The sequence below is a fragment of the Pseudomonas sp. DD1 genome (assembly GCF_044510355.1).
Classification (GTDB): domain Bacteria; phylum Pseudomonadota; class Gammaproteobacteria; order Pseudomonadales; family Pseudomonadaceae; genus Aquipseudomonas; species Aquipseudomonas shahriarae.
The window spans coordinates 452,286-478,118 of the sequence record NZ_MSAJ01000022.1 but is presented as its reverse complement, the minus strand read 5'-3'; the positions used below and the strand labels follow the sequence as shown (position 1 = coordinate 478,118).

27 protein-coding genes are annotated in these 25,833 nt (G+C 60.0%); 15 read left to right on the top strand and 12 right to left on the bottom strand.

What is annotated here, in order from left to right; genetic code table 11:
• The first annotated feature begins 185 nt into the window (after positions 1–185).
• The 7 genes from PSFL_RS15530 to PSFL_RS15500 are packed head-to-tail and all read left to right on the top strand — an operon-like array spanning position 186 to position 8,366.
• Positions 186–1,211 (top strand): glycosyltransferase, encoded by a 1,026-nt coding sequence (locus PSFL_RS15530; RefSeq protein ID WP_057440597.1) that lies wholly within the window; start codon positions 186–188, stop codon positions 1,209–1,211.
• Positions 1,211–2,356, top strand: a complete 1,146-nt coding sequence (locus PSFL_RS15525) for an FAD-dependent oxidoreductase (protein WP_057440596.1) — start codon at positions 1,211–1,213, stop codon at positions 2,354–2,356. The genes PSFL_RS15530 and PSFL_RS15525 overlap by 1 nt, the downstream gene beginning before the upstream one ends.
• Positions 2,357–2,384: 28 nt before the next feature.
• A complete protein-coding gene (locus tag PSFL_RS15520) occupies positions 2,385–3,170 on the top strand; it encodes an NAD(P)-dependent oxidoreductase (protein WP_057440595.1) in 786 nt (261 codons plus the stop codon).
• On the top strand, positions 3,167–4,000 hold the full coding sequence (locus tag PSFL_RS15515; RefSeq protein ID WP_057440594.1) for a sugar phosphate isomerase/epimerase: 834 nt from the start codon (positions 3,167–3,169) through the stop codon (positions 3,998–4,000). Before PSFL_RS15520 ends, PSFL_RS15515 begins: the two co-directional genes overlap by 4 nt.
• Positions 4,001–4,002: 2 nt before the next feature.
• Positions 4,003–4,359: an SMR family transporter gene (locus PSFL_RS15510; protein ID WP_057440644.1), complete on the top strand. Its 357-nt coding sequence runs from the start codon at positions 4,003–4,005 to the stop codon at positions 4,357–4,359.
• Positions 4,360–4,370: 11 nt separating this feature from the next.
• On the top strand, positions 4,371–5,177 hold the full coding sequence (locus PSFL_RS15505; RefSeq protein WP_057440593.1) for a glycosyltransferase family 2 protein: 807 nt from the start codon (positions 4,371–4,373) through the stop codon (positions 5,175–5,177).
• 15 nt (positions 5,178–5,192) lie between these two features.
• The gene (locus PSFL_RS15500) at positions 5,193–8,366 is read left to right on the top strand and encodes a hypothetical protein (RefSeq protein WP_397470223.1); all 3,174 of its coding nucleotides are present in this window, start codon (positions 5,193–5,195) and stop codon (positions 8,364–8,366) included.
• An 80-nt stretch (positions 8,367–8,446) separates the two neighbouring features.
• Here the strand turns inward: PSFL_RS15500 and PSFL_RS15495 are convergent, their stop codons facing one another.
• The 6 genes from PSFL_RS15495 to PSFL_RS15470 are packed head-to-tail and all read right to left on the bottom strand — an operon-like array spanning position 8,447 to position 14,133.
• On the bottom strand, positions 8,447–9,379 hold the full coding sequence (locus tag PSFL_RS15495) for a phosphatidate cytidylyltransferase (protein WP_115129328.1): 933 nt from the start codon (positions 9,377–9,379) through the stop codon (positions 8,447–8,449).
• A gap of 1 nt (position 9,380) precedes the next feature.
• Positions 9,381–10,001, bottom strand: coding sequence for a 1-acyl-sn-glycerol-3-phosphate acyltransferase (locus tag PSFL_RS15490; RefSeq protein WP_057440592.1), 621 nt, complete (start codon positions 9,999–10,001; stop codon positions 9,381–9,383).
• A 9-nt stretch (positions 10,002–10,010) separates the two neighbouring features.
• Positions 10,011–10,454, bottom strand: coding sequence for a hypothetical protein (locus PSFL_RS15485; RefSeq protein WP_198799720.1), 444 nt, complete (start codon positions 10,452–10,454; stop codon positions 10,011–10,013).
• Positions 10,444–11,742 (bottom strand): phosphatase PAP2/dual specificity phosphatase family protein, encoded by a 1,299-nt coding sequence (locus PSFL_RS15480; RefSeq protein WP_115129326.1) that lies wholly within the window; start codon positions 11,740–11,742, stop codon positions 10,444–10,446. The genes PSFL_RS15485 and PSFL_RS15480 overlap by 11 nt, the downstream gene beginning before the upstream one ends.
• Positions 11,743–11,744: 2 nt before the next feature.
• Positions 11,745–13,499 (bottom strand): bifunctional alpha/beta hydrolase/class I SAM-dependent methyltransferase, encoded by a 1,755-nt coding sequence (locus PSFL_RS15475; RefSeq protein ID WP_397470222.1) that lies wholly within the window; start codon positions 13,497–13,499, stop codon positions 11,745–11,747.
• 10 nt (positions 13,500–13,509) lie between these two features.
• The gene (locus tag PSFL_RS15470; protein WP_397470221.1) at positions 13,510–14,133 is read right to left on the bottom strand and encodes a CDP-alcohol phosphatidyltransferase family protein; all 624 of its coding nucleotides are present in this window, start codon (positions 14,131–14,133) and stop codon (positions 13,510–13,512) included.
• 216 nt (positions 14,134–14,349) lie between these two features.
• On the opposite strand from PSFL_RS15470, the gene PSFL_RS15465 reads away from it, so the two are divergent.
• From PSFL_RS15465 to cfaB, 4 genes are all read left to right on the top strand, one after another.
• Positions 14,350–14,604 (top strand): hypothetical protein, encoded by a 255-nt coding sequence (locus PSFL_RS15465; RefSeq protein WP_057440587.1) that lies wholly within the window; start codon positions 14,350–14,352, stop codon positions 14,602–14,604.
• Between the two features lie 62 nt (positions 14,605–14,666).
• Positions 14,667–15,512 carry a DUF692 domain-containing protein gene (locus PSFL_RS15460; protein WP_057961222.1) on the top strand — a complete coding sequence of 282 codons (846 nt, stop codon included), beginning with the start codon at positions 14,667–14,669 and terminating at the stop codon, positions 15,510–15,512.
• On the top strand, positions 15,503–16,285 hold the full coding sequence (locus PSFL_RS15455) for a putative DNA-binding domain-containing protein (RefSeq protein WP_397470220.1): 783 nt from the start codon (positions 15,503–15,505) through the stop codon (positions 16,283–16,285). Before PSFL_RS15460 ends, PSFL_RS15455 begins: the two co-directional genes overlap by 10 nt.
• A gap of 85 nt (positions 16,286–16,370) precedes the next feature.
• Positions 16,371–17,555, top strand: coding sequence for a C17 cyclopropane fatty acid synthase CfaB (gene cfaB / locus PSFL_RS15450; RefSeq protein WP_397470219.1), 1,185 nt, complete (start codon positions 16,371–16,373; stop codon positions 17,553–17,555).
• 61 nt (positions 17,556–17,616) lie between these two features.
• On the opposite strand, the gene cls is transcribed toward cfaB, so the two are convergent.
• A complete protein-coding gene (gene cls / locus PSFL_RS15445; RefSeq protein ID WP_115129322.1) occupies positions 17,617–19,056 on the bottom strand; it encodes a cardiolipin synthase in 1,440 nt (479 codons plus the stop codon).
• 130 nt (positions 19,057–19,186) lie between these two features.
• On the opposite strand from cls, the gene PSFL_RS15440 reads away from it, so the two are divergent.
• Positions 19,187–19,708: a DUF3617 domain-containing protein gene (locus PSFL_RS15440; RefSeq protein ID WP_057961218.1), complete on the top strand. Its 522-nt coding sequence runs from the start codon at positions 19,187–19,189 to the stop codon at positions 19,706–19,708.
• 14 nt (positions 19,709–19,722) lie between these two features.
• Here PSFL_RS15440 and PSFL_RS15435 read toward each other — a convergent pair whose 3' ends face one another.
• The 5 genes from PSFL_RS15435 to PSFL_RS15415 form a co-directional block, all read right to left on the bottom strand.
• Positions 19,723–21,060 carry a dihydroorotase gene (locus PSFL_RS15435; protein ID WP_397470218.1) on the bottom strand — a complete coding sequence of 446 codons (1,338 nt, stop codon included), beginning with the start codon at positions 21,058–21,060 and terminating at the stop codon, positions 19,723–19,725.
• 2 nt (positions 21,061–21,062) lie between these two features.
• Positions 21,063–21,623, bottom strand: coding sequence for a DapH/DapD/GlmU-related protein (locus PSFL_RS15430; protein WP_397470217.1), 561 nt, complete (start codon positions 21,621–21,623; stop codon positions 21,063–21,065).
• Positions 21,620–22,045 (bottom strand): phosphoribosyl-AMP cyclohydrolase, encoded by a 426-nt coding sequence (gene hisI / locus PSFL_RS15425; RefSeq protein ID WP_057961216.1) that lies wholly within the window; start codon positions 22,043–22,045, stop codon positions 21,620–21,622. The genes PSFL_RS15430 and hisI overlap by 4 nt, the downstream gene beginning before the upstream one ends.
• Positions 22,042–22,947: a GTP cyclohydrolase FolE2 gene (gene folE2 / locus PSFL_RS15420; RefSeq protein WP_057440581.1), complete on the bottom strand. Its 906-nt coding sequence runs from the start codon at positions 22,945–22,947 to the stop codon at positions 22,042–22,044. Before folE2 ends, hisI begins: the two co-directional genes overlap by 4 nt.
• Positions 22,948–23,025: 78 nt before the next feature.
• The gene (locus PSFL_RS15415) at positions 23,026–23,394 is read right to left on the bottom strand and encodes a glutamine synthetase (RefSeq protein WP_397470216.1); all 369 of its coding nucleotides are present in this window, start codon (positions 23,392–23,394) and stop codon (positions 23,026–23,028) included.
• 126 nt (positions 23,395–23,520) lie between these two features.
• Between PSFL_RS15415 and dksA the strand changes: the two genes are divergently transcribed.
• From dksA to PSFL_RS15400, 3 genes are read left to right on the top strand one after another with little or no spacing between them, the layout of a single operon-like run.
• Positions 23,521–23,925, top strand: a complete 405-nt coding sequence (gene dksA, locus PSFL_RS15410; RefSeq protein ID WP_057961215.1) for an RNA polymerase-binding protein DksA — start codon at positions 23,521–23,523, stop codon at positions 23,923–23,925.
• 26 nt (positions 23,926–23,951) lie between these two features.
• Complete coding sequence (gene zigA, locus PSFL_RS15405) at positions 23,952–25,160, top strand: zinc metallochaperone GTPase ZigA (protein ID WP_057440578.1); 1,209 nt, start codon at positions 23,952–23,954, stop codon at positions 25,158–25,160.
• The gene (locus PSFL_RS15400; RefSeq protein WP_057440577.1) at positions 25,160–25,804 is read left to right on the top strand and encodes a DUF1826 domain-containing protein; all 645 of its coding nucleotides are present in this window, start codon (positions 25,160–25,162) and stop codon (positions 25,802–25,804) included. Before zigA ends, PSFL_RS15400 begins: the two co-directional genes overlap by 1 nt.
• Positions 25,805–25,833 lie beyond the last annotated feature (29 nt).

Genomic DNA, 25,833 nt, shown 5'->3' with positions numbered 1-25,833 from the left:
TGCTTTGAGCCAACTGCTTCAAGGAAGAGCGATTTGAACGTTTGGCAATGGCTACCCCTTCTCGGCAGTGATGACCCTGCGGTTCTGAAACTCTCGGTCAGTGGTGTGAGGCATTCCGGCTATCTATGGCGATCTCGGATAAACGACTCATCCAGTCTTTTAATTAATTTTTGCGAGAGTTGGTGATGGCTTATTTTCCCTGTTTTTTATCTGTCGTTTTTGTCGTTCGTAATCAGGGCGATAAAATAGAAAAAATACTGTCCGAAGCTGCCGAAGTCATTGCGAAAACAGTCAGTGACTATGAGCTGATCGTTGTTGATAACGCGTCCGATGATGACAGTGTCATGGTCTTGAAGGGCCTGACGAGCGAGAAAGGCCTAGCCAACTTGCAGGTCTATGCATTGACCAAGGAAGTGGACACCGACACCGCATCCTGGGTCGGTCTGGAAAATGCCTTGGGTGACTATGTTGCGGTCATCGACCCGCTGGTGGACGACATCAACTTCGTTCCACAGATGCTTGATCAAGCGGTGAGCGGCGCCGATGTCGTCTTTGCCCACAACGAACAAAAGAGCACCCAGAGCCTGGCTTATCGTTGGGCGAATGCGGTGTTCCACAGCATGTACAACCGCTTCAACGGGGTCCATCTCGCCAAGGAAGCACCTCAGTACCGCATCCTGAGCAAGCGCGTAATCAACTTCATCCTGCAACACCCCCAGCCTTCGATGACGTACCGCCACCTGCCGGCCACCGGTGGTTTTGCCCGGGCCTATCTCAAGTACAGCGCCGTGCCCCAGGCTTCCAGCCCCAAGCGCCTGGGCGACAGTATTGATCGCGGCGTGCGTTTGCTGGTTTCCACCACGCGAGCGCCCATGCGTCTGGTGACCTACCTTTCGCTGTTTGGTGCGGTTGCCAACCTGGTGTACTGCGTCTATGTGATCTCGGTGGGTATCTTCAAGGCTGATGTAGCACCTGGCTGGATCAGTTTCTCGTTGCAACAGTCGGGCATGTTTTTCCTGATCTCACTGGTGTTGCTGGTACTGGGTGAGTACATCCTCAATATGGCCAGCCTGTCGAATGAAGGGCCGCTCTACCATGTAGGCCAGGAGTTCACCAGTGCACGCATGACCCGGCGCGAGAAGCTGAACATTGAAGAGGTAGCGTCGGGTTCGGTCGTGCCCAAGGCTCAGCCCTCCGAACGAGTTTCCTGATGTCGAGCGCCCAAGCCAGCCAGCCTGAGCAGGATGCCGTCATCATCGGTGGGGGGTTTTACGGTGCAGCCATTGCGGTTTACCTGGCCAAGCAACGGGGCTTCAAACGGATCCTGTTGATAGAGCGCGAGCCGGCACTGATGATGCGCGCCAGTTACAACAACCAGGCGCGTGTGCATAACGGCTACCACTACCCGCGCAGCTTCACCACGGCCTATCGCAGCCGGGTCAACTTGCCCAAGTTTGTCCAGGACTGGCCACAGGTGGTCAAGCAGGACTTTACCAAGCTGTATGCCATTGCCCGGCGCAACTCCAAGGTCACGGCCAAGCAGTTCGAGCGTTTTTGCCGGGACATCGGTGCGGACCTGAAACCTGCCGATCCAGCGCTGCGCGACTTGTTCGAACCACGCTTGATCGAAGAAGTATTCCTGGTCGAAGAATATGCGTTCGACACTACTCGCCTGGCAGCCTGGGCAGCTCGCGAGCTGGCAGAAAGCGGTGTGCAGATCCGCTACCGGACACGAGTCACTTCGATTTCCAGGGGCACCGAGGCGCCTTTGCAAGTGGTCACCCAAACCTCCCTGGGCGAGGAAGCGCTGACGACTTGTCGGTACGTCTTCAACTGTACGTACAGTGGCCTCAATCAGTTTGCAGGTGATTTCGCGGGGGTCAGTACCGGCCTCAAGCAAGAGATCACGGAAATGGCCTTGATGCAGATGCCCGAATCCCTCGAAGGGTTGGGGGTCACGGTGATGGATGGGCCGTTCTTTTCACTGATGCCGTTCCCGGCCCGTGGGCTGCATACCTTGTCCCATGTACGCTATACGCCGCATTTGCACTGGAACGATGAAAAAGGCCTCGATCCCTATGAGAAGCTGCGGCTATATGAGCGCGATACACGGGTCGATCGGATGGTCAGGGACGTCGGCCGGTATATCCCTGAAGTGCTCAAGGCCCAACACAAGGATTCGCTGTTCGAGGTCAAGACCATCCTGGTGAAGAACGAAGGGGATGATGGACGCCCGATTCTTTTCGAGAAGCATGCCGAGTTGCCAGGTTGCTTCTCCGTGCTGGGTGGCAAGATAGACAACATTTACGATGTGCTTGAAAAACTCGATACCGAGAGTTTTTCCCATCAAGGTTAATAAAACTTCAGGTTTGGAGCGGAAAAAGATGAATTCGCTTATTGGTTTCTCCGGGTTTGTCGGGGGCACGCTTCTTAAACAGGCTTCATTCGAGGACTTGTACCGGTCCACCAACATCGGTGAGATAGAAGGAAAATCCTTTGAACTTGTGGTCTGCGCCGGCGCCCCGGCGCAAAAATGGATTGCCAACCGCGAGCCTGAGGCCGACCGCGAGAAGATCGAAGCACTGATCGCCCACCTGAAAACCATCCAATGCAAGACCTTCGTGCTGATCAGTACGGTGGACGTGTTCAAGAGCCCCATCGGCGTCGATGAAGACACTCCCGTCGATGAGTCCGGCCTACATGCTTACGGCCTGCACCGTCGGCTGCTGGAAACCTTCGTTGAAAGTCATTTTCCGAATCACTTGATCGTTCGCCTGCCGGGGCTCGTCGGGCCTGGATTGCGTAAGAACGTGATTTTTGACTTCCTCAATGACAACAACCTGCAGGCGATCGATAGCCGGGGCGTGTTCCAGTTCTACCCGATGATCAACCTGTGGTATGACATTCAGACCGCACTCGATGCGGGGCTCAAGCTGGTCCACCTGACTGCTCAGGCAGTGAGTGTCGCCGACATTTCGCAGAAGGGCTTTGGCAAGCCTTTCACCAATACCCTGGCCAATGCTGCTGCTACCTATGACATGCAGACCAAGCATGCGCAGCTATTTGGTGGCACTGGGCGCTATCAGTACAGTGCTCGTGAAACCGTGCAGGCCGTACGGGCCTATGCGCAATCGGAGCCGCTTAAGGCCGCATCGGGAGCACAGGCATGAGGCTGGCGATTTCCAATATCGCGTGGGAGACCACCGAGGACGAAGTCATCGCTGAACTGCTTGCGCGTTTTGCCGTGGATGCGATTGATATTGCACCGGGCAAATACTTCCCGGAGCCTGCCAAGGCCACGGACGCAGAGATTGCGCAGGTCAAGGATTGGTGGGCGCAGCGTGGGATTGCGTTGACCGGCATGCAGGCACTGCTGTTCGGCACCACGGGCCTGAATGTATTCGGCTCCGAGCAAAGTCAGGCGGCCTTGCTGCAACACCTGGCGGGCGTGTGCCGCATTGGCGCAGGCCTGGGTGCAGCACGGATTGTGTTTGGCTCGCCAAAGAACCGTGATCGCAGTGGTTTGACTGATCAACAGGCGCTGGACGCTGCTGTATTGTTCTTCCGGAAACTGGGCGATATCGCCCAGGCGTGTGGTGTCACGATCTGCCTGGAGCCCAACCCCACCTGTTACGGGGCGAACTTCATGACCACCAGTGCTGAAACCGCAGTGGTGGTACGGGCCATTGATCACCCGGCTATCCGCATGCAACTGGATACCGGCGCGTTGGCGATCAACGGTGAAGACCCATTTACTGTGCTTGAGGACTGTGCCGAGTTGATCGGGCATATCCACGCCAGTGAACCGGACCTGCTCCCGCTGGGTGACGGCGGTACTGACCATGAAAAAATGGCACGTGCCGTGGCCCACTACTTGCCCGAGCATGTGGTCACCATTGAGATGGTGGCGACCAAGACCGAACCCCATGCGCAATCGATCGAGCGTGCGCTGCAGGTTGCTCGCCAGCATTACCGCACCTGCGACGAGGTGACGGCATGAGCATCAAATGGATCATCTTGATCCTGGGTATCCTGTCGAACGCCTCCGCCAGCGTCCTGGTGAAGATGGCGATGATGCCCCCGCGCAAATTCCCTTCCTTGAGCGACCCGATGGCGGCACTCAGCAACTGGCCGTTCTGGGTCGGGCTGGTCCTGTATGGTGCTGCGTTCCTGCTCTATGCCGCAGCATTGGCCCGTTTGCCGCTGAACGTGGCACACCCGGTCCTGACGGCTGGGGCTATTGCGACGGTCGCCCTGTTTTCCCTGCTGTTTTTCCGTGAGTCCTTCCACTGGACCACGGGAGTCGGCATCGCCCTGGTTATTGCTGGCGTAGGGCTGATCACAGCTCGCGTCGTTTGATGGAAATTAAAATGAATTCTTCTGATATTACTCCCGATGTACGTGCCGGTTGGCAGGTACCGTCCTTTGACACACCACTCTGGTTGGGCCGCCAGCACCCCTGGTGCGTGGTCATTCCGGTCATCAACGAAGGCGAGCGGATCAAGAACCTGCTCGCCCGTATGGCGGCATTCAACATTGCGGACATGGCCGACATCATCATCGTCGATGGTGGCAGTTCTGATGGCTCGCTTGAGTTGCAATCACTGCAACAGGTGGGTGTGCGCGGCCTGCTGGTCAAGACTGCCCCTGGCAAGTTGAGCGCGCAGTTACGTTGCGCCTATGCTTTTGCCCTGGACCAGGGTTACGAAGGTATCGTGACCATTGATGGCAATGACAAGGATGATCCAGAGGCCATCCCGCGCTTTATCGAAGCGCTGCAGCAGGGTGTGGATTTTGTTCAGGCTTCGCGTTTTGTCGAGGGCGGTGTCGCGGAGAACACCCCCAAGTCCCGCGATTTTGCGATCCGTTTTATCCATGCGCCGATGCTGAGCCTGTTTTCCGGCTTCAAGTGGACAGATACCACCCAGGGCTTTCGTGCCTATAGCCGCAAGATGCTGATTGATCCGAAGATGGCAATCTTCCGTGATGTGTTCAATACCTATGAGCTGCTTGCCTACCTGTCGTACCGCGCGCCGAAACTGGGCTATCGCTGCGTAGAACTGGCGACGGTGCGCCGCTACCCCCAAGGCGAAGTGCCTACCAAGATCAGCAGCGTGAAAGGCAACCTTTCGGTGCTGGCTGTATTGTTTCGAGCCTGTTTTGGCAAGTACAACTAAAGATCTGGTAGTTAAATGTTCAAGCATCTGGAAATGAATGAAAGGGTTTCTTCAGTACTGGCGACCGTGGTTATTACGGCGTTTGCACTGTTGCTATGTCTGGGTATCTCGACCGCACCCAAGTATGCCGACTTCATCGTGGGCTACATCAGTTGGACCGCAGATACCAAGTTTCAGGACCAGGTGGTTGCTCCGGTATTCATCGCTGTTCTTTTCTGCGCGTTGCTGTTTTTTACGTCCTTGATGGGGCGTCAGAAGAAACAATTCGGTAGCGACAGCGCGCTGGTTTTTTCCAACCAGCTGTTGTGGTGGTCGCTTCCGGCGATTACCGCTATAGCATGCATGGTGCTTGGGACGGACTTCGAGCCGAAAGTCCTCTACTGCTCGGTGTTTGGCGTCTCGTTTATTGCTTTGGCGGTTACAGTTGGCGCGGTCAAAAAAGTTAATGTCGACCCTCGGGTATTCGGCCTGGGGGCACTCGGCATCCTGTTGCTGGCGCTGGTACAGCTGGAGGTAGTGTTGGCTCTGGGCCGTGCGCCAGCTGCCTGGACCAATGGGGTTGAGCTGTCCAGATACGCCAAGCCTACCTATGGGATAGCCATCGTCGGATGGATCCTGGGTATGGCGTACATCGTGTGGAGCCCCAAGGGTTTTGCACGAATTGCCTCGTGGCTGGTGATGGCCGGTCAATTGGGATTGTCGACCTTTTACCTGGCGCTGTACCCCGCTCGAATACAGGAGCCAGATGGCAGTATTTCCAAGTACGAGACCACGGTCTGGTTGAAGGTACTGGTTATCGCAATGCTGGTCTGGGGCGTGGTGGATGTACTGCGGCGTTTCCGTCGGTATACATCAACTAGCGACATTGCCACGTTGCTGTCGCCTATCGCATTCTTCGGCTTGTTGGTGGGCTTGAAAATGGGCACGACCATTTTCCCCAACATCAGCGCTGACGACTATCACTTCGGTGAAAGCCTGTTGGGCTGGTGGTCCTACCTGCAAGGTGCCATTCCCTACATTGACTATATTCCTGCCCACGGCGTCATCGGTGATGACCTGACCCAGTTCTTGTCATTTGTGTTTTATGACGGTTCTGCCGGCAGCATTATTCATGTCGGTAACCTCAGCATCGCGCTGTTATCGTTTGCTGCGTTCCTGTCGCTCTATTATTTTTCGCGAAGTATTGGGCTGGCGTTCGCCGCCATCTTCTTCCTGACGGCCAACATTATCTGGCTGTTTCTGATCCCGTTTCTCTGCCTGTGGCTGAGCCCGTCGTTGCGCCAGCGTCCCGAGCGCTGGCTGTTGGTCTGGATGGTCACGGCACCGCTGGTAGTCCTCGGAATTCCGCCACAAGGGCTGCTGCTTGCGGCGGCATCTGGGGTGATGGCTGCTTATTACGCCTGGCACCTCTGGAAAGCGCCACGCCCTCGGAAACTGAAGGGCATTTTGATCGCAAGCGTGGTGCTTCTGGTGTTGGCGGTGGTTACGCCAGCGGGGATCATGCTGTTGGGGGCCATCCGTTATGTCTTGGAAAACGGGCCTATCAATCAGGTGGCTTACGGCGTGCCATGGGCGTTGAGCTGGGAGGGCGCGCGCAAAGGCTTTGTGTTTGAAGCGTTGCGTATGTCCTGGATTGCTATTCCGCTGGCGTGCCTGCTGTTGGTCCATCGCTGGTTCCAAACGCCCGAGCGTCGTCTCGACGCCTTGCTGCCGCTGTTGGTCGTGTTCCTGTTTGCGTTGTTGCTGATCCCTTACTCGATGGGGCGCGTCGATCCAGGCGGTATGTCTCGTCCGGGGCTGGCGGCAAGCTTTGGCTGGGCGATCCTGCTGCCTATCGCGTGTTGGGGCATGCTCAGTGCGCGCAATAAAGTGGTGATGGTTGTTCTGGCCGCGAGCATGAGCGCATCCTTGGGGTTCACGCAGGTGTCGATCAATAACCTGGTCAAATCCACCACGGCCGTTATCAGCACGCAAGGGTTGGGAATCAGTGATGGCGTGGCGGCAGGCCTGCCGAATATCGGCCGGTCCTTTGTACAGCCTCCTCACTGGGACAGGCTGACCCGACTGTCGCGAGTATTGGCAGACAATGTTCCGGCCGGCGAAACCTATCTGGACCTGACCTCCCGCAACGCCCAGTACTTCTACCTGGGCTATCGACCACTGCTGCCGGTCACGGCGGCGTACAACATGGTGTCGCCAGCCCAGCAATTGCGTGCTATCGAGACCCTCAAACAAGACCTGCCGACCATCGCCTTGCTGGAAGGAATGAACATCATCCACGACGGCGGCGGGCTGGCGTTGCGTAACCCGTACCTGTACCGGTTCATTGTCGATCATTACGAGCCGTTCTATGTGGATGGCTTCATTCTCGGGCGCAAAAAGGGCAGCGCCTCAGCGCCAGTCACCAGCATCGAGATCCCTTTGATGGACTTCACCGATGCGAACTGGAGCCACGGCATCAATCGCGCTGTCGCAGCGCTCTATGTGTCCGATCCGGGTATGTTGGCGGCGTTGAAGGTGGGTGATCATATTCAGGTCAACCAGAGCGAAATTCGCCGGATTCGCGAGATACGTGTCGCGGGTCAAAGCGTATGGCTGGAGGGCTCGGCGTTGCAGGTTTCGGATGCCGACCCGATAAGCCACCCACGCCTGATCGAGCCTCGCCCCGAAGCGATCGCCGAATACCAGGCAGCCTTGCTGCAGCGCGCTTTTGCATCACCGGACCTGAAGAAAATTCCGGTTGCCTGGGGGCGTTCCCAAGTCTCCCTGAGCAACAAGATGGTCCTGATCAACAATCTGGATAACGTAAAGCCAAGCCTCAATCAGTTGGTGGCACAAGAAAACAGCTACCGAGTGGATGGCGGTGATCCGTCGATGAGTTTCGATTTGTCTGCGTTGAATCTGTCTGGCCACGACGCTGGCCTGCTCAAGTTCGAGTTCCGCTGCTCAGGCCGCGCCGCCGAGCCGCGTATGCAGGTGTTCTGGTGGGGTGATGGGCAGCAGGGGCCGCTCGAAGCCTCCAGTGTTCGTTTCAATGCAGAGGACGGGACGTTGATCGTGCCATTGGATGCGTCACCGCGCTGGTTGACGTTGCAGCACGTGAAGGGCATCCGGATTGATCTGGACAATGCTGGCGCCTGCAGCAGTTTCAAGGTCGATAACCTGAGGCTGTATCAGCGACAGCACTGATGTAAGTTGCGCTAAATCCACAAGACCCGATGTCCGTGGCGGACATCGGGTCTTGTCGTTTCAGTACTGTGGGGTACTGCTCAGGTCCACCAATACCGCACCAAATGAAAGAAAATCGGCGCCGCAAAACACACCGAATCCAACCGATCCAGCATCCCGCCGTGTCCTTCGATCATATGCCCCCAGTCCTTCACCCCTCGGTCGCGCTTGATCGCCGACATCACAATCCCGCCGGCAAAGCCCAGCAGGTTGATCAGCAGGGCAATCAGGAATGACTGCCAAGGGTTGAACGGGGTGGTCCACCACAGTGCGGCGCCGATCAGGGAGGACAGCAGGATCCCGCCGACAAAGCCTTCCACGGTCTTCGAGGGTGACAGGTTGGGCGCGATTTTGTGTTTGCCGAACAGTTTGCCGCACACGTACTGCAACACGTCCGAGAGCTGCACCACGATCACCAGGTAGGCGATCAGCAGCAGGTTGCGGCCCTCGTAGCCGACGATGTCGAGGGTCAGCAGGGCGGGTACGAAGGAGACGCAGAACACCGCGATCATCAGCCCCCACTGTACTTTCGATGCGCGCTCCAGGAAGTGCGTGCTGTCGCCGCCCAGCGAGGCAAGGATGGGCAGCAGGAGGAACACGTAGACCGGAATAAAGATCGAGAACAGGCCGTACCAGTCAAAGTAGATCAGCAGGTATTGCAGGGGCAGCGCCAGGTAGAACGCGGCGACCAGTGCGGGGTAGTCGCTGCGGCGGGTGGGCGTGAGGGTGAGGAACTCGCGCAGGGCGTAGAACGACACGGCGTAGAACAGCAGGATTACCGCGCCGGTGCCGAGCCAGAAGGCGACGCCGATCACCACCACCATCACCCACCAGGCATTGATGCGGGCGTTGAGGTTGTCGATCACCGCATTGGGTGTGCCACGGGTGCGCAGCTTGAGGATCAGGCCGATCAGCGAGGCGAGCACCAGGATCATGCCGATGCCGCCGAACAACATCAGGGTTTGGCTATCCATGTCAGGAATGCTCCGGGGCGAGGGCGAGCAGGGCGTCGCGGCTGCGGGCAAGAAACAGGGCCTTGTCTTCACCGTCTGCAAGCTGCAGCGGTGCGCCAAAGCTGGTGGTGCACAACAGCGGCAGTGGCAGCACACGGCCCTTGGGCATCACGCGGTTGAGGTTGGCGATCCACACGGGGATCAGTTGCGCCTGTGGGTAACTTTTTGCCAGGTGATACAGGCCGCTCTTGAAGGGCAGCAGGCCATCCTCCAGGTTGCGCGTGCCTTCGGGGAAAATGATCAGCGAATCGCCGTGTTCCAGGGCTTCGAGCATCGGTTGCAACGGGTTATCCACAGGGTCTTTGCGTTCGCGGTCGATCAGCACGCCGTTGAATACCCGGTTGATGATGTAGCGGCGCAGTGCGCTCTTGTTCCAGTAGTCGGTGCCGGCCACCGGGCGCGTGGCCTTGCGCAGGTTCTGCGGCAACGACGCCCACAGCAGCACGAAGTCGCCGTGGCTGCTGTGGTTGGCAAAGTAGATGCGCTGCACGGGTTCTGGGGCGCAGCCCAGCCACAGGCTGCGGGCGCCGGTCACTGTGCGGGCCATGGAGGTAATCAGGGTCGCGACCAGGGGTTCGAACATAAGGATTCCTTATCCGGCGAAGGGCAGCCACGGGCTGGCCAGGATGACGGCCAATGTCAGTAACACTTGCGCACCCAGCAGGTAGGCCTGTTTGCGCAGCAATTTGAGGGCGCCACGCCGGCGTTCGGTCCAGGGCCGGCTTGCGCGGTTGGCGGGTTGCAGGCCCAGGGTTTGCAGAGTCTGGTCCAGCTCGCCGGTGCGTTCTATGTCCTTGGCCATCAGCGCAAACAGGTCGGCGTCGAAGGCCACCCGTAGCGCCCAGTACTTTTGCAGCAGCCCGAGGATAATCATCCACAGGCTTAGCAACAGGCAGATCGGCGTGATACTGACCATCAACAATTGCGCCAGGCCAAACAGTACCCCGAGCAGGGTCAGGCCTGTGGATAACTGATCCAGCGAACGGCCGCGGCGCAGCAGGCTGGCGACTACTTGGAGTTGCATATCAGCGGGCATAGGGCAGTGCTCCCAAGGCTTGGCGGTGATCGGCATGCAGGACCACATCTGATCGTGCTGTACGAATAATAGCCAGTGCCTCGTCCACCGTGGCCGCCCGTCCGCTGTGCAGCAGCCAGGCCGCCACGGCGCTGGCGCTGCGGGAATAACCGAGGGCACAGCACACCAGCAACGGGCCGTGCTCGCGCAAGCGCTCGATGGCTTGGGCCGCCTCCAGGCACTGTGCCGGTGTGGGTGCGGTCAGGTCGAGGACGGGCAGGGCATGGTAAGCGCGGCCCTGTGGATAAACAGGCAATTCGGCACACAGATCGACCACCGCATTGAAAGAACTCAGCTGCGCTGGCGTCGGAATTCGCCCCAACCATACGTTATCCACAACCCGGTCAGGCTGCGGATGCTTGCGCGTCCACAGCCGCGAGTTGAGCCACGCCGCCGCGAGATAAGGCGCATACAGCCAGCGTGCTGCCGGGCTGAGGCGGCCATCTGCGCGTTTCTGAAAGCCTGCGGCGCCCAGCAGCCAGTAGTTGAGCGCCACCAGCAACACCGCGACGGCAGGCCACAGCAGCCATAGCCAGGCACCGCCCCCGGTAAAGGCCACTATTGTCAGCACCAGGGCGCCCATGGCGTAGCGCAACCCCAGGCGCCAACGTTTCGGGTCTTTGGCCGGCCGCGCATGCAACAGCGGGCTGGGTTGATCCACCGGCCATAGCCACACACACAGCCAGCCGGCCAGGGCGCCTGTGGGTAAGTCTATAAAGTGGTGTTGGTAAGTGGTCAGCACCGAAATGCCAATCAGCGCGAACCAGCCATGCACCAGCCAGCGCCACAGGCCTTGGCTATGCCGCTGGTACATCACCCACAGGATCACCAGCAAAGCGATATGCAGCGAGGGTGCCTGGTTGAACGGTTTGTCGAACCCGGCCAGTACCGCAAACAGCCAGCCGAACACGCCGTCCATTTCCGGGCGCTCAAAGGTGAAGCGCAGCGGCCATAGCAGGAAGCAGCTCACGGCAATCACCTGCGCACTGAGCAGACGCAGGGCATGCTGTTTGAGCTCATGGCGGCTGTTAGGCAGCAGCAGGGAGAAGCCGTAGAGCAGGTCGATCGACCAGTAGGGCACGATGGTCCAGGCCCAGAACGGCATATGGGTTTCCCAGCCGAATACCAGGGTGCCCACGTCGCTGCGCTGGCTGGTGACCCAGGTGGCAAAGCCGTAGGTGCTGAAAAACAGCGGCGCCAACAGCAGCAGCCAGAGCAGGGCTGGTTTGAAGAGACCTGGTTCGCGCATGGTCAGATCTTCTGCGCCAGCGACACGCTGAAGATGCCCCACTCATCCACACGCTGGGTGATCTTGCGAAAGCCCGCTGCTTCCACCAGTTGATCCATTTCCGCCTGGCTGCGACGGCGCATCACCCAGGCCTGGCCCTGGCGATGGCTGGTCAGGGCGCGGGCGATCAGTTCCAGTTGCGGGTGCCACGGTTGGCCGGTGTACACCAGGTATCCGCCGGGCTCCACGGCTTCGGCCAGCCCTGCCAGGGAACCACCGACCATGGCGTTATCGGCAAACAGTTCGTACAGCCCGGACACCACTGCCAGTGTCGGCGTGGGCGCCAGTGCGGCGAGGTCGGCCCGGTCAAAGGCATCGCCTTTGACGAACTGCGCAATCTCCCCCAGGCCTTTCTCGCGGATCAGCGCGCCACCGTCGCGCACGTTGATATCGCTGTAGTCGCGCAACAGGATTGATTCAGGCAGCGGCGAAACGCCCTGCAAGGCTTCCAGAATGTACCGACCATGCCCTGCGGCAATGTCGACGATGCGCACTTCGCGCCCGTCGTCGCGCAGCTTGGCCATGGCCAGGCGCAACAACTCTTCAACATGCAGTTTGCGCTGGCGAATCCCGCGCCAGCCGATGGAGTTCAGGTAGTTGGTATCAATCATCCGCCCCAGCGCGCCCTTGCCGGTGGGGGTATTGCGGTACACGTAGTCCAGGGTACTGCCCGAGTCGAAGCCGGTGTCGAAGCCCAGCTTCACGCCCTCGGACAGCTTGCGGCCCAGGCCCATGCTGGCGCGGGTCATGCGCCAGTACAGGTCGCGCAGGGAGTTGTGCGGCAGCGGCGCGGCGAGGGATTCGGATTCGGCGCAGGTCGCGCCGATCTTGTCGGCGTCCAGCAGGCTGGCGCGGTCCAGCGGGTGCGCGAAGTTTTGCAGGATAAAACGCCTGGCGCTGGCCAGTGCCACGGCGCGGTCACGTTCGCCGAGGGTGTCGTGGAAAAAGCCGGGCAGGATGTGCAGTTCCTTTTTCAGGCTGCCAAGGCGCTCGAAGAACTGTTGCTGGGGTTTGCGGTGCACCACAAAGTCCGAGCCGGAGATCAGCAGTTGGGTCGGCACCTGGATCGCCTGGGCATCGGCGACCACGCGGTCGGCCGCTTCGTACAGGCCCAACAGCACATTTACCGAGATCGCCTTGGTGATCAGTGGGTCAGTGTCATAGGACGCGACGCGCTCGGGGTCATGGCTGAGGAACTTGGCTTTGACGTAGCTGTTGACGAAAAAATTGCCGCGAAAGCGCCGCATCAGCGCCAGGCCCGAGCGGGCGAAGGGCACGTAGAGCTTGACCTTGAACGCCGGGGAGGCGAGCACCAGGGCCCTGATACTCGGGGCGTAGTCGTGGACCCAGGTGGCGGCAATCACTGCGCCTACGCTCTGGGCGATCACTGCGAGGTTTTCTGGCGCGATGCCATAGGTGGCGCCGATATGGTCGCAGAAGGTCTGCACGTCGCGCGCGCTGGTGGCAAAGCTCGGGCTGTCGCCACGCTCGCCGGGGGACTGGCCATGGCCACGGGCGTCCCAGGCGAAGAAATCGAACTGTGGCAGGTCCAACTCGTCCACCAGGTGCGCAATGCGCCCGGAATGCTCGTGGCCACGATGGAACAGCAGGATCGCCTGGCGTGGCTCAGGCCCGGTGGCACTGGTCGCGGGCCAATGCCGATAGAAAAGCTCTACGCCGTCATGGGTACTGAAGGTGTGCTGTTGCGGTTCGCGCATCGCAAGATCCTTATGCCGTCGGAGAGATGTCGGATTGTTCTTTGAGGCCCTGGCGTACACGGTTGACCAGGGTGTAGGCGAGCAATGCCGCCACCAGCCACATCACCCCGTCGACCCAGCCGGCGCCGAGCCAGCCCAGGGCCACGCCGGTGGCGAGTACGCCAAGGACAAACGCCCGATCACTCTTGCCCATGGGCCCGTCGTAGCGGCGCGAGGCACCGACCATCGGCCCCAGTACGCCGGCGTATTCGCTGAACACAGCCAGCAGCGTCACCAGCAACACCGGCGCCAGGCTGACCCCGGGGAGCAGGGCAAATGGCAGGATCAGCGCGCTGTCGGCGATCACGTCGCACAGTTCATTGAGGTAGGCGCCCAGGCGTGATTGCTGGCCGAATTCCCGGGCGAGCATGCCGTCGATGGCATTGAGGGCCATGCGCAGGATCATCCACAGCGGGATCAGTACGAACACCCAGGCGTGCTGGGCGAACCCCGCGATCAGCAGGCCGACGAGCAACGACACGATCCCGGCCAGCACGGTGATCTGGTTGGCGGTGGTGCCGTTGTCATACAGGCGCTGCACCAGGTGCCGCAGCAGGTTTTGAAAACGCGGTTTGAGCTGATAGATCGAAATCATGAGGGTGACGCTTCCTTGTCCGTGATCCCACGAAAAATCTGCTGTGAGTGTGACGATAAATCGCGGTGCGCACTAGTGATGGCTCCTACAAGGATTCAGGAAACCAGGAAAATTTTCACGGCGCTGTAACGCCCCTGCGGCACCTCACTCTAGTGCTGTGTCGGGACTGGACAAACCGTTCAGCCGACCCCCTACAGACCCATGAGGAATACCACAATGAACTTCAAGAACGCTGTTTCCGGTGCTGCCCTGGCCATTGCTGCCGCCACGATGTTTGCCGGTGTCGCGACCCAGGCGCAGGCCGCCGATGAGGCGAACGTGCATTGCTATGGCGTGACCTCCTGCAAAGGCATGAACGACTGCAAGACCGCTGAAAACGCCTGTAAAGGCCAGGCTGTCTGCAAGGGCCATGGCTTCAAGGCAATGACCAAGGCCGCTTGCGATGCGGCTGGCGGCAAAGTCGGCGAGTAACCGCGAATACGTGATCCCGCAGCGGTGTGCACGTCGCTGCGGACACTTTCCAGGAGTTCGTCATGTCGGTATCGGTTCCTTGCCTGGGCTACGGCCTGGGGCTACGCAGTCATTACTATCAACACATCATCGAGCAGTCGCCGGAGGTGGACTGGTTCGAAATCGTCTCCGAGAATTATCTGGTCCAGGGCGGCAAGGCCCTGTACTACCTGGACGCCATCGCCGAGCGTTATCCGCTGGTGATGCATGGGGTGTCCCTGTCCATTGGCGGCCCCCATGCCCTCGATAGGGACTACCTCAAGCAACTCAAGCAATTGGCCGACCGGGTCAAGCCGGCATGGGTCTCCGATCACCTGTGCTGGAGCAGGGGCAACGCCCATCAACTGCATGACTTGTTGCCGCTGCCCTACACCGAAGAAAGTCTCTACCACGTCGCCACCCGTGTGCGGCAGGTACAGGCGGTGCTGGAGCGGCCGCTGGTATTGGAAAATGTCTCCAGCTATGTGCGATCCAAGGCCGATGAATTCACCGAGTGGGAATTTCTCAGCGCCTTGAGCCACCTCAGCGGTTGCGAGCTGCTGTTGGACGTCAACAACGTGTATGTCAGCTCGCGCAACCATGGCTTCGACGCCTGGACCTTTATCCGCAACCTGCCGCCGCAGAGCATCCGCCAACTGCATTTGGCCGGGCATATGGACTACGGCGACTACGTGGTCGATACCCATGACCATCCGGTGTGTGATCCGGTGTGGCAGCTGTTTCAACAGACACTGGAACACCTGGGGCCAGTGGCGACGTTGCTGGAGCGCGATGACCATTTCCCGCCGTTTGCCGAGCTGCTCGACGAGTTGGGCAAGGCCCGTGAGTTGGGGGCGGATGCCTTGGCCCGGAGGTCGCTATGCGCCTGACCGACTGGCAACTGGCGTTTGAACGGCATTTATTGGCAGACGCCGACGACACTGGCTTTGCCGGCACCTTGATCGGTGGCCCGACACTGGATGTCGACACCGGCCTGGCGATCTACCACAACGCCTATCGGGCCCGTTTGCTGGAAGTGATGCAGGGGGATTTCCCTGCGGTGTGGCATTGGCTGGGGGACGACGAGTTTGCCGGGCTGGTGGCGGCCTATGTGCAGTGCTATCCATCCACGCATTTCAGCCTGCGCTGGCTGGGGCAACGGTTTGCAGACTTTATCGACGAGCATCTGGTCGCCGAACAAGCCGCCCCCCTGGTGGAGCTGGCGCGCCTGGAATGGGCCTTTACCCTGGCGTTTGATGCGCCTGCGGGCCAACCCCTGACTCTTGAAGACATGGCCCGGCTGGCGCCCGAGGCCTGGCCGTTATTGCAGGTTGAGTGGGCGCCGGCGGTGCAGCAAGTGCTGTGTCGCTTCAACAGCCTGCAGATCTGGCGTGCGGTCAAGGCGCAGGCTGGGTTTCCCGGTAGCCAGGCGTTGCCGCTGGCCGAGGTGTGCCTGATCTGGCGTAACCAACAGGTGTGCCGTTACCGGAGCCTGGAGCCTGCCGAGGCGTACGCCCTGGCCGGGATGGCCGACAGCGGGTGGAGTTTTTCAGAACTGTGCGCGGAATTGGCAGTCACTTATCAAGAGGGCGCGCCGCTGCAAGCTGTCACGTGGTTGAAACAGTGGGTTGAGGACGGTTTGCTGCAACGTCGGGCACCATAAAAGGGCGTTATCGAACCGATAGCCTGCTACTTTTTGTGGATGGTCTACCCTCATTTCGGACGTCTGAAACAAGGGGGGACTACTCATGCTCGCGCAACTTCCACCGGCCTTACAGAATCTTCAGCTACCGCTGCGTCTGCGACTCTGGGATGGCCATGAATTCAACCTGGGCCCGGAGCCCAGCGTTACCATCGTGGTCAAGGATCCGGTGATGGTGACGCAACTGACCCACCCCACGCTCGATTCCCTGGGCGCTGCTTTCGTTGAAGGCAAACTGGAGCTGGAAGGCTCGATCAGCGATGTAATCCGGGTGTGTGACGAATTGAGCCACGCCCTGCTAGAGGAGGACGAGCACGCCGGCCCGGTGCGTTCGATTCACGACAAGGCTACGGATGCGGCCGCGATTTCCTACCACTATGACCTGTCGAACGAGTTCTACCAGCTCTGGCTGGACCGCGACATGGCCTATTCCTGCGGTTACTTCGAGACCGGCAGCGAATCCCTCGACCAAGCCCAGCAAGACAAATTCCGCCACCTGTGCCGCAAGCTACGCCTGCAGCCTGGGGAGTACCTGCTGGATGTCGGTTGTGGCTGGGGCGGGTTGGCGCGGTATGCGGCCCGCGAGTTCGGGGTCAAGGTGTTCGGCATCACCCTGAGCAAGGAACAATTGGCACTGGCCAAGGAGCGGGTAATCGCTGAGGGCCTGGAAGACCTGGTTGAGTTGAAATTGCTCGACTACCGCGACCTGCCCCAGGACGGGCGGTTCGACAAAGTCGTCAGCGTCGGCATGTTCGAGCACGTCGGCCACGCCAACCTGGCGCAGTACTGCCAGACCCTGTTCGGCGCCGTGCGTGAAGGGGGGCTGGTGCTCAACCATGGCATCACCGCCAAACATACTGATGGCCGCCCGGTGGGGCGCGGTGCTGGCGAGTTTATCGAGCGTTACGTGTTCCCCAATGGTGAGCTGCCGCACCTGGTGATGATCAGCGCCGAAATCAGCGAAGTCGGCCTGGAAGTGGTCGACGTGGAAAGCCTGCGCCTGCATTACGCACGCACCCTCGACCACTGGAGCGAACGCCTGGAAGACAACCTGGAGGCGGCGGCAAAAATGGTCCCGGCCCAGGCACTGCGTATCTGGCGCCTGTACCTGGCGGGTTGCGCCTATGCGTTTGCGCGTGGGTGGATCAACCTGCACCAGATCCTGGCGGTCAAGCCCCTTGCCGATGGCAGCCATGAGTTGCCGTGGACGCGGGAAGATCTCTACCGCTGAGCCAACCGATGGCTGAGTGTGGGAGCTGGCAAGCCAGCTCCCACCTTCTGTCCGGCGCAATTTATAAGATAGGGGAAATCAGCCGCGCCACGCGCATGCCCAGTTGCTGCAGGCGGCGGGTCTGCTGGCTTTCTTCTTGGCTGGTTTCGTGGGCCTGGGCGAAGTCATCCAGCAGCATGTGTTCCACCTCGCTGGCGAAGGCTTCGTCGACGGTCAGCAACATCACTTCGAAGTTGAGGCGGAACGAACGGTTGTCCAGGTTCGCACTGCCGATGGCGCTGATTTCCCGATCTACCAGCACCACTTTCTGATGCAAAAAACCCGGTTTGTAGCGGAACACCCGGACCCCGGCGCGCACCGCTTCAATCGCGTACAGGCTGGAGGCGGCGTACACAATGCGATGGTCGGGGCGTGACGGCAGCAGCAAGCGCACGTCCACGCCACGCAACACCGCCAGGCGCAGCGCGGCGAATACCGCCTCATCGGGGATGAAATACGGGCTGGTGATCCACACCCGCTCAGTCGCCGCATGAATGGCTTCGACGAAAAACAGCGAACAGGTTTCATACGGGTCCGCCGGACCGCTGGCCAGTAATTGGCAGAGCACGCCGTCATCGGCATAGGTATCGGGCAGGATCAGCGGCGGCAGTTCGCGCGCGGCCCAGAACCAGTCTTCGGCAAACGATTCTTGCAGGCACGCCACCACGGGGCCGCTGACTTGCACATGGGTGTCGCGCCAGGGGGCGAGCGGCGGCTTCTTGCCCATGTATTCGTCGCCGACGTTATGCCCGCCGACAAAACCGGTCAGGCCATCGACCACGACAATCTTGCGGTGGTTACGGAAATTCACCTGAAAGCGATTGAGCCAGCCGCTGCGGGTGGCAAACGCCTTGATCTGCACCCCGGCGTCGCGCAGCGATTGCACATAGCGGTGGGGCAGGGAGTGGCTGCCGATGCGGTCATACAGCACGTAGATGGCTACACCTTCGGCGGCTTTGGCCTTGAGCAGTGCATGCAGTTGGCGCCCCAGTTCATCGTCATGAATGATGAAGAACTGCACCAACACGGCAGTCTTGGCGGCGCGGATGGCGTCGAAGATGGCGCTGAAGGTGGCGTCGCCATTGACCAGCAAACGCACCTGGTTGTTCGCCAGGCACGGCATGCGTCCCAGCTTGGGCATGGCGCGCAGGGAGGCGTAGGCCTGGGAGTTACGCGCAGCCAGGGCTTCTTCGACCCAAGGGCGCCAGTTCAACTCAGTGATTGCCTTGTGCATTTCCTGGTTGGCCTGGCGCCGCGCCTGGATATAGGCGTCGAAGCTGCTGCGGCCAAAGATCAGGTAGGGGATCAGGGTCAGGTACGGCATGAACATCAGCGACAGTGCCCAGGCGATTGAGCCTTGGGCGGTACGCACGGTGAGCACCGCGTGCAGGGCAGCCAGCGAGCCGAGAAAATGCAGGGTTGCGATGAAGTAGCCAAGCAAGTGCGGGCCGAAGAAATCCATGGGCAACGGTACTCCTGACAATCCAATGCGTAACAGACCATGTTCGGCGGCGATTGTCGCTATTTTATTGAGCATGCAACGCCGACCACTTTACGACGTCTAACGCCGACAATTACCCAGGAGTTACCCGATGAATGCTCGTCTGCTTGGTTTGGCCATGGTTGTTGGTTTGACGCTGCCGGTGGCAGCGCAGGCGCAGATGTTGGCGCCGGGCTTGTGGGAATTGACCACCAGCAATATGAAAGTCGATAACCAGAATCTGCCGGACTTGTCGTTGATCCTCGGTCAACTGAAGCAACAGATGACCCCGGAACAACGCGCAATGCTGGAAAAACAAGGCATCACCATGGCTGGCAAGGGCGTGCAGGTCTGCCTGACCCCGGCCCAGGTGGCCTCTGATTCCATCCCGCTGACCGACCCGCAATCGGGTTGCAAGCAAGAGGTCACAGACAAGACCGGCAACCAGTGGAAATTCCGCTTCAGTTGCCCGAAAGCCCAGGGCACTGGCGTGGCCACGTTCCAGAGCCAGAAGGCGTTCACCACCACGGTCAACGGTACTTTCAATGCCACTGGCGTGCAGCAGAACGGCAGCCTCGACACCCATGCGCAGTGGCTGGGCAACGACTGTGGCACGGTCAAACCCCGGGCCTGAACGGCTCCTGGGTTTTAGCGCAGAAAATGCAGGGGCAGCCCCTGGCAACTGTCGATCACCTGCCCCTGGTGCCAGGCCACATGGCCTGACACCAGAGTAGTGCTGATACTATGGCGAAAGCTGCGCTCGGCAAAGGGTGTCCAGCCGCAGCGGGCGAGGATCGGTTGGCTGCTCACCGGTTTGCCTTCGGGCTCGGGTTTGATCAGCACCAGGTCGGCCCAGTAGCCCTCGCGCAGGTACCCCCGGTCGGGAATGGCGAACAGGTCGGCAACGCGATGACTGGTTTTCGCCACCAATGTGGTCAGGGGCAACAGGCCGTCCGCCACCAACTCCATCAATGCCGGTAGCGCATGTTGCACCAGGGGTAACCCCGCTGGCGCCTCGCGGTACGGCCGCTGTTTTTGCTCCCATGTATGAGGCGCGTGGTCGGTGCCGATCACATCCAGGCGATTGCTCAGCAGTGCCAGGCGCAGGGCATTGCGGTCGGCCCGGGTTTTGATCGCCGGGTTGCATTTGATCTGGTGGCCGAGGCGGGCGTAGTCGCGGTCGTCGAACAGTAAGTGGTGCACGCACACTTCTGCCGTGATGCGTTTTTCTGCCAGCGGTTTATCTTCAAATAGCGACAGTTCCCGGGCGCTGGTCAGGTGCAGCACATGCAAGCGCGTGCCGTGGCGGCGCGCCAGCTCCACGGCCAGGGACGAGGAGCGATAGCAGGCTTCGGCATCGCGGATCAGCGGGTGGGCGACGGCGGGGATCGCCTCGCCAAACCGGTTTCGCAAGCGTTGTTCATTGGCCTGGATGCTCGGCGTGTGCTCGCAATGGGCGAGGAGAATGGTCGGCACCTCAGCAAATAAACGCTCCAGGACGCGTGGATCATCCACCAGCATATTGCCGGTGGAGGCGCCCATAAACACTTTGACCCCGGCGACCTGCCGCGGATCAAGGGCAGCCACGGTGTCGAGGTTGTCGTTGCTGACACCAAAGTGAAACCCGTAATTGGCTACCGAGTGCAGTGCGGCGCGGCGTTTTTTGTCGGCCAGAGCTTCCAGGGTCAAGGTCGCGGGCTGGGTGTTGGGCATATCCATGAAACTGGTAATGCCCCCGGCCACTGCGGCGCGGGACTCGCTGTAAAAACTGCCTTTGTCCGGCGCGCCAGGTTCGCGGAAATGCACCTGGTCGTCGATCATGCCCGGCAGCAGCCATTGGCCTTGGGCATCAATCTCAATTTCGGCCATTTGCCCCTGGATGCTGCTGGCGATTTTTTCGATACGGCCATTGGCGACTAGCACGTCGGCATCGAATTCCTGGCCTTCATTCACCAGGCGGGCGTTGCGGATCAGCAAGCGGCTCATGTTTAGAACTCGTTTTGCAGGGCTTTGTAGCCGCGCACCAGGTCGACATTGGTACGCGCCACGTCTTCGGAAAACTCCGATGCGCTGACGCTCACGGGCGGGAACTGCGACAGATCGGTGTTGGGGCCGATGCGCGTGGTGGGCGGCACGTAGAACGCGGCGGGCAAGTCGCGGCCATCGACCACCGAGTTATGCCGCACCACGCAGCCATCACCCACCACACAGTTGAACAGCACACTGTTGAAGCCGATAAACACCCGGTCGCCGACAGTGCAGGGGCCGTGGACAATCGAGCGATGGGCGATGGAGCTGAACTCGCCGATAGTCACCGCCGCACCGGATTTGGAGTGGATCACCACGCCGTCCTGGATATTGGAATTGGCGCCGATGGTGATCGGGTCCATGTCGCCGGTGGCATCGACTTCGTCGGCGCGGATCACCGCATAGGGACCGACAAATACATTCTCGCCGATGATCACCTTGCCGCAGATGATCGCGGTTTTATCGACGTAGGCCGACTCGGCAATGACCGGCAGATCGCCGGAAGGGTTCTTGCGGATCATGCTGTAGGTTCCTTGAGAGGCGCGGTGATGATGTGCACTTGATCGTTTTCGATAGCGTTGTAAAAACAGGTGGGTCGGCCGGTGTGACAGGCAGGACCTTGTTGGTCGACGATCAGCAACACGGCATCGCCGTCGCAATCCAGGCGTGCTTCGATCAACTGCTGCTGGTGGCCAGAGCTTTCGCCTTTGCGCCACAACTGCTGGCGCGAGCGTGACCAGTAGCAGACCTGGCCGCTGGCGAGGGTCTCGTCGAGGGCCTGGCGGTTCATCCAGGCCAGCATCAACACTGCGCCGCTGCCGTGTTGCTGGGCGATGGCGGCGATCAGGCCGTCACTGTTCCACGGCAGGGCATCCAATACGGGGGCCAGGGGAAAACGGCTACCCACGGCTGCCGCTTCCAGGTCGAGCATCGTCAGTTTCATGGGGTGCCCGAGGCGCCTCTCGTCCAATGGCTTTCGGCCACGGCGTCATGGGCGTGCAGGCTTTCGGCGTGGATGACTTTGAGTTGAATGGCTTGCACCGCATCCGAGCGTTTCAGTGCCAGGTTCAGGCGGCGCGCGGCGTCTTCGCAAAACATCAGGTTCTGGCCGTTGGCGAGGGCGAACGCCTGTTCATCAGCGCGCTTTACAGCGGTTTGTACGGCGGTGCCGAGGGCTGCTTCGGCCTGGTCGATCAAGGCCGTCAGGGGCAAGGCTTGGACGTCGGGCTGCAGATGGACCTGCAACAGCGCACTGCTGCGTTGGCTATGGGGCGTGGCGACGATGCCATTGGCACTGCCAAGCCAGGCCAGTACATCTTCGTGTTGCAACGACTTGTTGCCGAAGTGATCAACAAATTGCTGTTGAATCAACTGCCTGGCGAGGGCCGCAGAGCATGGGCAGGTGGAAGAGTAGGTCACGTCAATTTTTAGTTCCACGTGGAACATCTGTTTTTCCAGACGCGCTTCGATGGTCACCGGGTAAGTCTTCCAGCCCGATAGCGGGCTGACCAACGCCGGGCGTTTGAGCAGCAAATCGGTGTGAATCCGCAGGTAGGCGCTGCTCGATAACCCTTCATGGCTATCGAGAAATCGCTGCAACACCTGACGCAGCAGCGCCGGTTGCAGGTCTTGTTGCTCGAGCATTTCCAACGCCAGGTACAGGCGCGACATATGAATGCCCCGCGCCTCGCCGTCATCCAGGCTCACGCCGGCATCGGCCTTGGCACTCAAACGTTGGCCGTCGATCAGGATGGGAAGAGCAATGCCGCACATACCCACCCAGTCGAGGGGCAAGGCTTGGCGAGAAGCCTGCGCGGCGATATCGGGCAGAGTCAGCGCATTCATGAGAAGGTCCATCGTTGGAGATAATCCGACATGTTATAGTATAACAATTAGATCGACGATGATTTTTCTACGACCGCTCTAGCACCCGCTGATACGGCTGCAGGTGAACTTGGCGCTGGAGCCTCCGGAACTGGAGAACCGGTTGATCGTGGTCCAGCCCACACGCCGTGTGTAGCCGCCCCACGCCTCACCGTCTGAGGCCAGACCGGTAAAGAACGTCAATTGGCCGTAGCGGCTATTGGTCTGCGCCCAGTAACGCTTGCCGATCACCTCGAATCCGCGCAAATACGTGGTGTTGCCCGCGGTTGCGACACTGTAGGCATTGCCCTGGGCATCGACACAGGCCAGCAGGGTGGCGCTGCGGGTGCACGTGGCCAGGGGGCTGGCTACTTGGGCGCCGGCCTGGGTCGCTACCAGCAACAACACACCGCATAACAGGGATTTCATCGCGTTTCTCGGGGCCTGGAGGCGTTCAAGGATTGCGCCCTTCGTCGTGACGGGCAAGAGGGGATTAGCTTATTTGCATTGTTATACTATAACATCAAAATACAGCCTGACCCGTGAACCGACCTGATGACTGAACAAGACCTGCTCGCTCAACCACCTGCTGATTATATGAACGAGGCCCAGCAGGCCTTTTTCCGCGAGCTGTTGTTGGCTCAGCGCTATGACCTGCAAGCGCGCATCGAAGCCGAGTTCATCGTGCTGCGCGAGCAGGAGCCCCATAGCGATCCCGCCGATGTCGGCAGCGCCGAAGAACAGCGCCAATGGCAACTGCGTCTGCTGGAGCGGGAAAAGAAGCTGCTGGACAAGATCGACGAGGCCCTTGAGCACCTCGCCCGTGGTGAGTACGGCTGGTGCCGTGAGACAGGCGAGCCGATTGGCCTCAAGCGCCTGTTGCTGCGGCCCACGGCCACCCTGTGTATTGAAGCCAAAGAACGTGAAGAGCTGCGCGAACGCCATCAACGGGCGATTTGACCGGCCAACCTGATGAGGAACACCCGATGACCGACCGTCTACCCGTAACCGTGCTGTCCGGCTTTCTCGGCGCCGGTAAAAGCACGCTGCTCAATTACGTCCTGCGCAACCGCGAAAACCTGCGAGTGGCGGTGATCGTCAACGATATGAGCGAAATCAACATTGATGGCGCTGCGGTACAGCGCGACGTCAGCCTCAATCGCGCCGAAGAAAAACTGGTGGAAATGAGCAACGGCTGCATCTGCTGCACTTTGCGCGAAGACTTGCTCGTTGAGGTCGGAAAGCTCGCCAGGGAGGGTCGGTTCGACTACCTGCTGATCGAATCCACTGGCATTTCCGAACCGCTGCCCGTGGCAGAAACCTTCACCTTTCGCGATGAAAACGGTCAGAGCCTGGCCGACATTGCGCGTCTGGACACCATGGTCACCGTGGTCGACGGCATGAACTTCCTGCTCGACTACCAAGCCGCCGAAAGCCTGGCGTCACGGGGCGAAACCCTGGGTGAAGATGATGAACGTTCCATCACCGACCTGTTGATCGAGCAGATCGAGTTTGCCGACGTCATCCTTATCAGCAAGATCGACCTGATCAGCAGCCACGAACGTGAAGAACTGGTGGCCATCCTTGAACGCCTGAATGCCCAGGCGCGCATCATTCCCATGGTCATGGGCGAAGTGCCGCTGGCCGAGATCCTCAATACCGGGCGTTTTGACTTCGAGCGCGCGGCCCAGGCGCCGGGCTGGCTGCAGGAACTGCGCGGCGAACATGTGCCGGAGACTGAAGAATATGGCATCGCCTCCACGGCCTATCGGGCGCGCCGGCCATTCCATCCTCAGCGTTTTTTCGACTTTATCGACCGCCCGTGGGTCAACGGCAGGCTGCTGCGCTCCAAGGGATTTTTCTGGCTGGCCAGCAAACATCGCGACGCCGGCAGTTGGTCCCAGGCCGGTGGCTTGATGCGCCATGGTTTTGCCGGTCGCTGGTGGCGCTTTGTGCCCAAGAGCCAATGGCCCGAGGACCAGCAAAGCGTCGCGGCGATCATGGAGAACTGGCAACCGAGCACCGGCGATTGCCGCCAGGAACTGGTGTTTATCGGGCAGAACATCGACTTCGTGCGCCTGCGCGCGGAGTTGGATGCGTGCCTGCTGACCGACGATGAAATGGCCCAGGGCGTCGAAGGTTGGCGCCTGCTGGTCGATCCTTTTGGCCCTTGGTATGAGGAGGCAGCCGCCTGATGTTGGCCCCTGTGATTCAACTGCGCCCGGTGATTCGCCAGACCCGTGGTGAAACCCCGTTGGCGCTCGCCGATATCCTCGATAACGGGGTGAACCTGGCGCTGTGGCAGCGCCAGTTGCCGCTGCATATCGCCGAGTTTGGTGCGTTGCTGGTCTCGCTGAACGAGCCGCTGGCAGAATCGCTGGTGGTTGAGTTGGACAGTGAAGATGCTGAGCCCAACTTGCAGGGCTTGGCCGCAGGTTGTCGTGACCTTGAAGGCTACGACGGGTTTATCGCCGATGTGGCATGGCTGGTCAGCGCCTTTGCCTGCCTGCTGGGCGCCAAGCGTATTGGCGTGCGGTTAAGGCTGTTGGACAAGGCCATGTGCCCGCGTTTTCACGTCGATCATGTGCCCGTGCGCTTGATCACCACCTATGCCGGTATCGGCAGCCAATGGTTGCGCGAAGGGGTGATGGACCGACGTCAGTTGAGTCAGGCGGACGCGGAGCCCACCGAGCGCATCGAACAGATCCACTGCGGTGAAGTCGCCCTGCTCAAAGGCGAAAAGTGGCGTGGCAATGAAGGCTACGGCTTGATTCATCGTTCGCCGGCGCTGGCCGCCAATGAACGACGGCTGATTCTGACGCTGGATTGGCTGGCATAACCGGGTAGGATCAATCGTCTCTACACGGC

What these genes read in the sequence shown, in the direction of transcription:
- PSFL_RS15530 (WP_057440597.1), top strand. Translation starts at nt 186, where the DNA reads ATGGCTTATTTTCCCTGTTTTTTATCTGTCGTTTTTGTCGTTCGTAAT.
- PSFL_RS15525 (WP_057440596.1), top strand. Translation starts at nt 1,211, where the DNA reads ATGTCGAGCGCCCAAGCCAGCCAGCCTGAGCAGGATGCCGTCATCATC.
- PSFL_RS15520 (WP_057440595.1), top strand. Translation starts at nt 2,385, where the DNA reads ATGAATTCGCTTATTGGTTTCTCCGGGTTTGTCGGGGGCACGCTTCTT.
- PSFL_RS15515 (WP_057440594.1), top strand. Translation starts at nt 3,167, where the DNA reads ATGAGGCTGGCGATTTCCAATATCGCGTGGGAGACCACCGAGGACGAA.
- PSFL_RS15505 (WP_057440593.1), top strand. Translation starts at nt 4,371, where the DNA reads ATGAATTCTTCTGATATTACTCCCGATGTACGTGCCGGTTGGCAGGTA.
- PSFL_RS15500 (WP_397470223.1), top strand. Translation starts at nt 5,193, where the DNA reads ATGTTCAAGCATCTGGAAATGAATGAAAGGGTTTCTTCAGTACTGGCG.
- PSFL_RS15495 (WP_115129328.1), bottom strand. Translation starts at nt 9,379, where the DNA reads ATGGATAGCCAAACCCTGATGTTGTTCGGCGGCATCGGCATGATCCTG.
- PSFL_RS15490 (WP_057440592.1), bottom strand. Translation starts at nt 10,001, where the DNA reads ATGTTCGAACCCCTGGTCGCGACCCTGATTACCTCCATGGCCCGCACA.
- PSFL_RS15485 (WP_198799720.1), bottom strand. Translation starts at nt 10,454, where the DNA reads ATGCCCGCTGATATGCAACTCCAAGTAGTCGCCAGCCTGCTGCGCCGC.
- PSFL_RS15480 (WP_115129326.1), bottom strand. Translation starts at nt 11,742, where the DNA reads ATGCGCGAACCAGGTCTCTTCAAACCAGCCCTGCTCTGGCTGCTGCTG.
- PSFL_RS15475 (WP_397470222.1), bottom strand. Translation starts at nt 13,499, where the DNA reads ATGCGCGAACCGCAACAGCACACCTTCAGTACCCATGACGGCGTAGAG.
- PSFL_RS15470 (WP_397470221.1), bottom strand. Translation starts at nt 14,133, where the DNA reads ATGATTTCGATCTATCAGCTCAAACCGCGTTTTCAAAACCTGCTGCGG.
- PSFL_RS15465 (WP_057440587.1), top strand. Translation starts at nt 14,350, where the DNA reads ATGAACTTCAAGAACGCTGTTTCCGGTGCTGCCCTGGCCATTGCTGCC.
- PSFL_RS15460 (WP_057961222.1), top strand. Translation starts at nt 14,667, where the DNA reads ATGTCGGTATCGGTTCCTTGCCTGGGCTACGGCCTGGGGCTACGCAGT.
- PSFL_RS15455 (WP_397470220.1), top strand. Translation starts at nt 15,503, where the DNA reads ATGCGCCTGACCGACTGGCAACTGGCGTTTGAACGGCATTTATTGGCA.
- cfaB (WP_397470219.1), top strand. Translation starts at nt 16,371, where the DNA reads ATGCTCGCGCAACTTCCACCGGCCTTACAGAATCTTCAGCTACCGCTG.
- cls (WP_115129322.1), bottom strand. Translation starts at nt 19,056, where the DNA reads ATGGATTTCTTCGGCCCGCACTTGCTTGGCTACTTCATCGCAACCCTG.
- PSFL_RS15440 (WP_057961218.1), top strand. Translation starts at nt 19,187, where the DNA reads ATGAATGCTCGTCTGCTTGGTTTGGCCATGGTTGTTGGTTTGACGCTG.
- PSFL_RS15435 (WP_397470218.1), bottom strand. Translation starts at nt 21,060, where the DNA reads ATGAGCCGCTTGCTGATCCGCAACGCCCGCCTGGTGAATGAAGGCCAG.
- PSFL_RS15430 (WP_397470217.1), bottom strand. Translation starts at nt 21,623, where the DNA reads ATGATCCGCAAGAACCCTTCCGGCGATCTGCCGGTCATTGCCGAGTCG.
- hisI (WP_057961216.1), bottom strand. Translation starts at nt 22,045, where the DNA reads ATGAAACTGACGATGCTCGACCTGGAAGCGGCAGCCGTGGGTAGCCGT.
- folE2 (WP_057440581.1), bottom strand. Translation starts at nt 22,947, where the DNA reads ATGAATGCGCTGACTCTGCCCGATATCGCCGCGCAGGCTTCTCGCCAA.
- PSFL_RS15415 (WP_397470216.1), bottom strand. Translation starts at nt 23,394, where the DNA reads ATGAAATCCCTGTTATGCGGTGTGTTGTTGCTGGTAGCGACCCAGGCC.
- dksA (WP_057961215.1), top strand. Translation starts at nt 23,521, where the DNA reads ATGACTGAACAAGACCTGCTCGCTCAACCACCTGCTGATTATATGAAC.
- zigA (WP_057440578.1), top strand. Translation starts at nt 23,952, where the DNA reads ATGACCGACCGTCTACCCGTAACCGTGCTGTCCGGCTTTCTCGGCGCC.
- PSFL_RS15400 (WP_057440577.1), top strand. Translation starts at nt 25,160, where the DNA reads ATGTTGGCCCCTGTGATTCAACTGCGCCCGGTGATTCGCCAGACCCGT.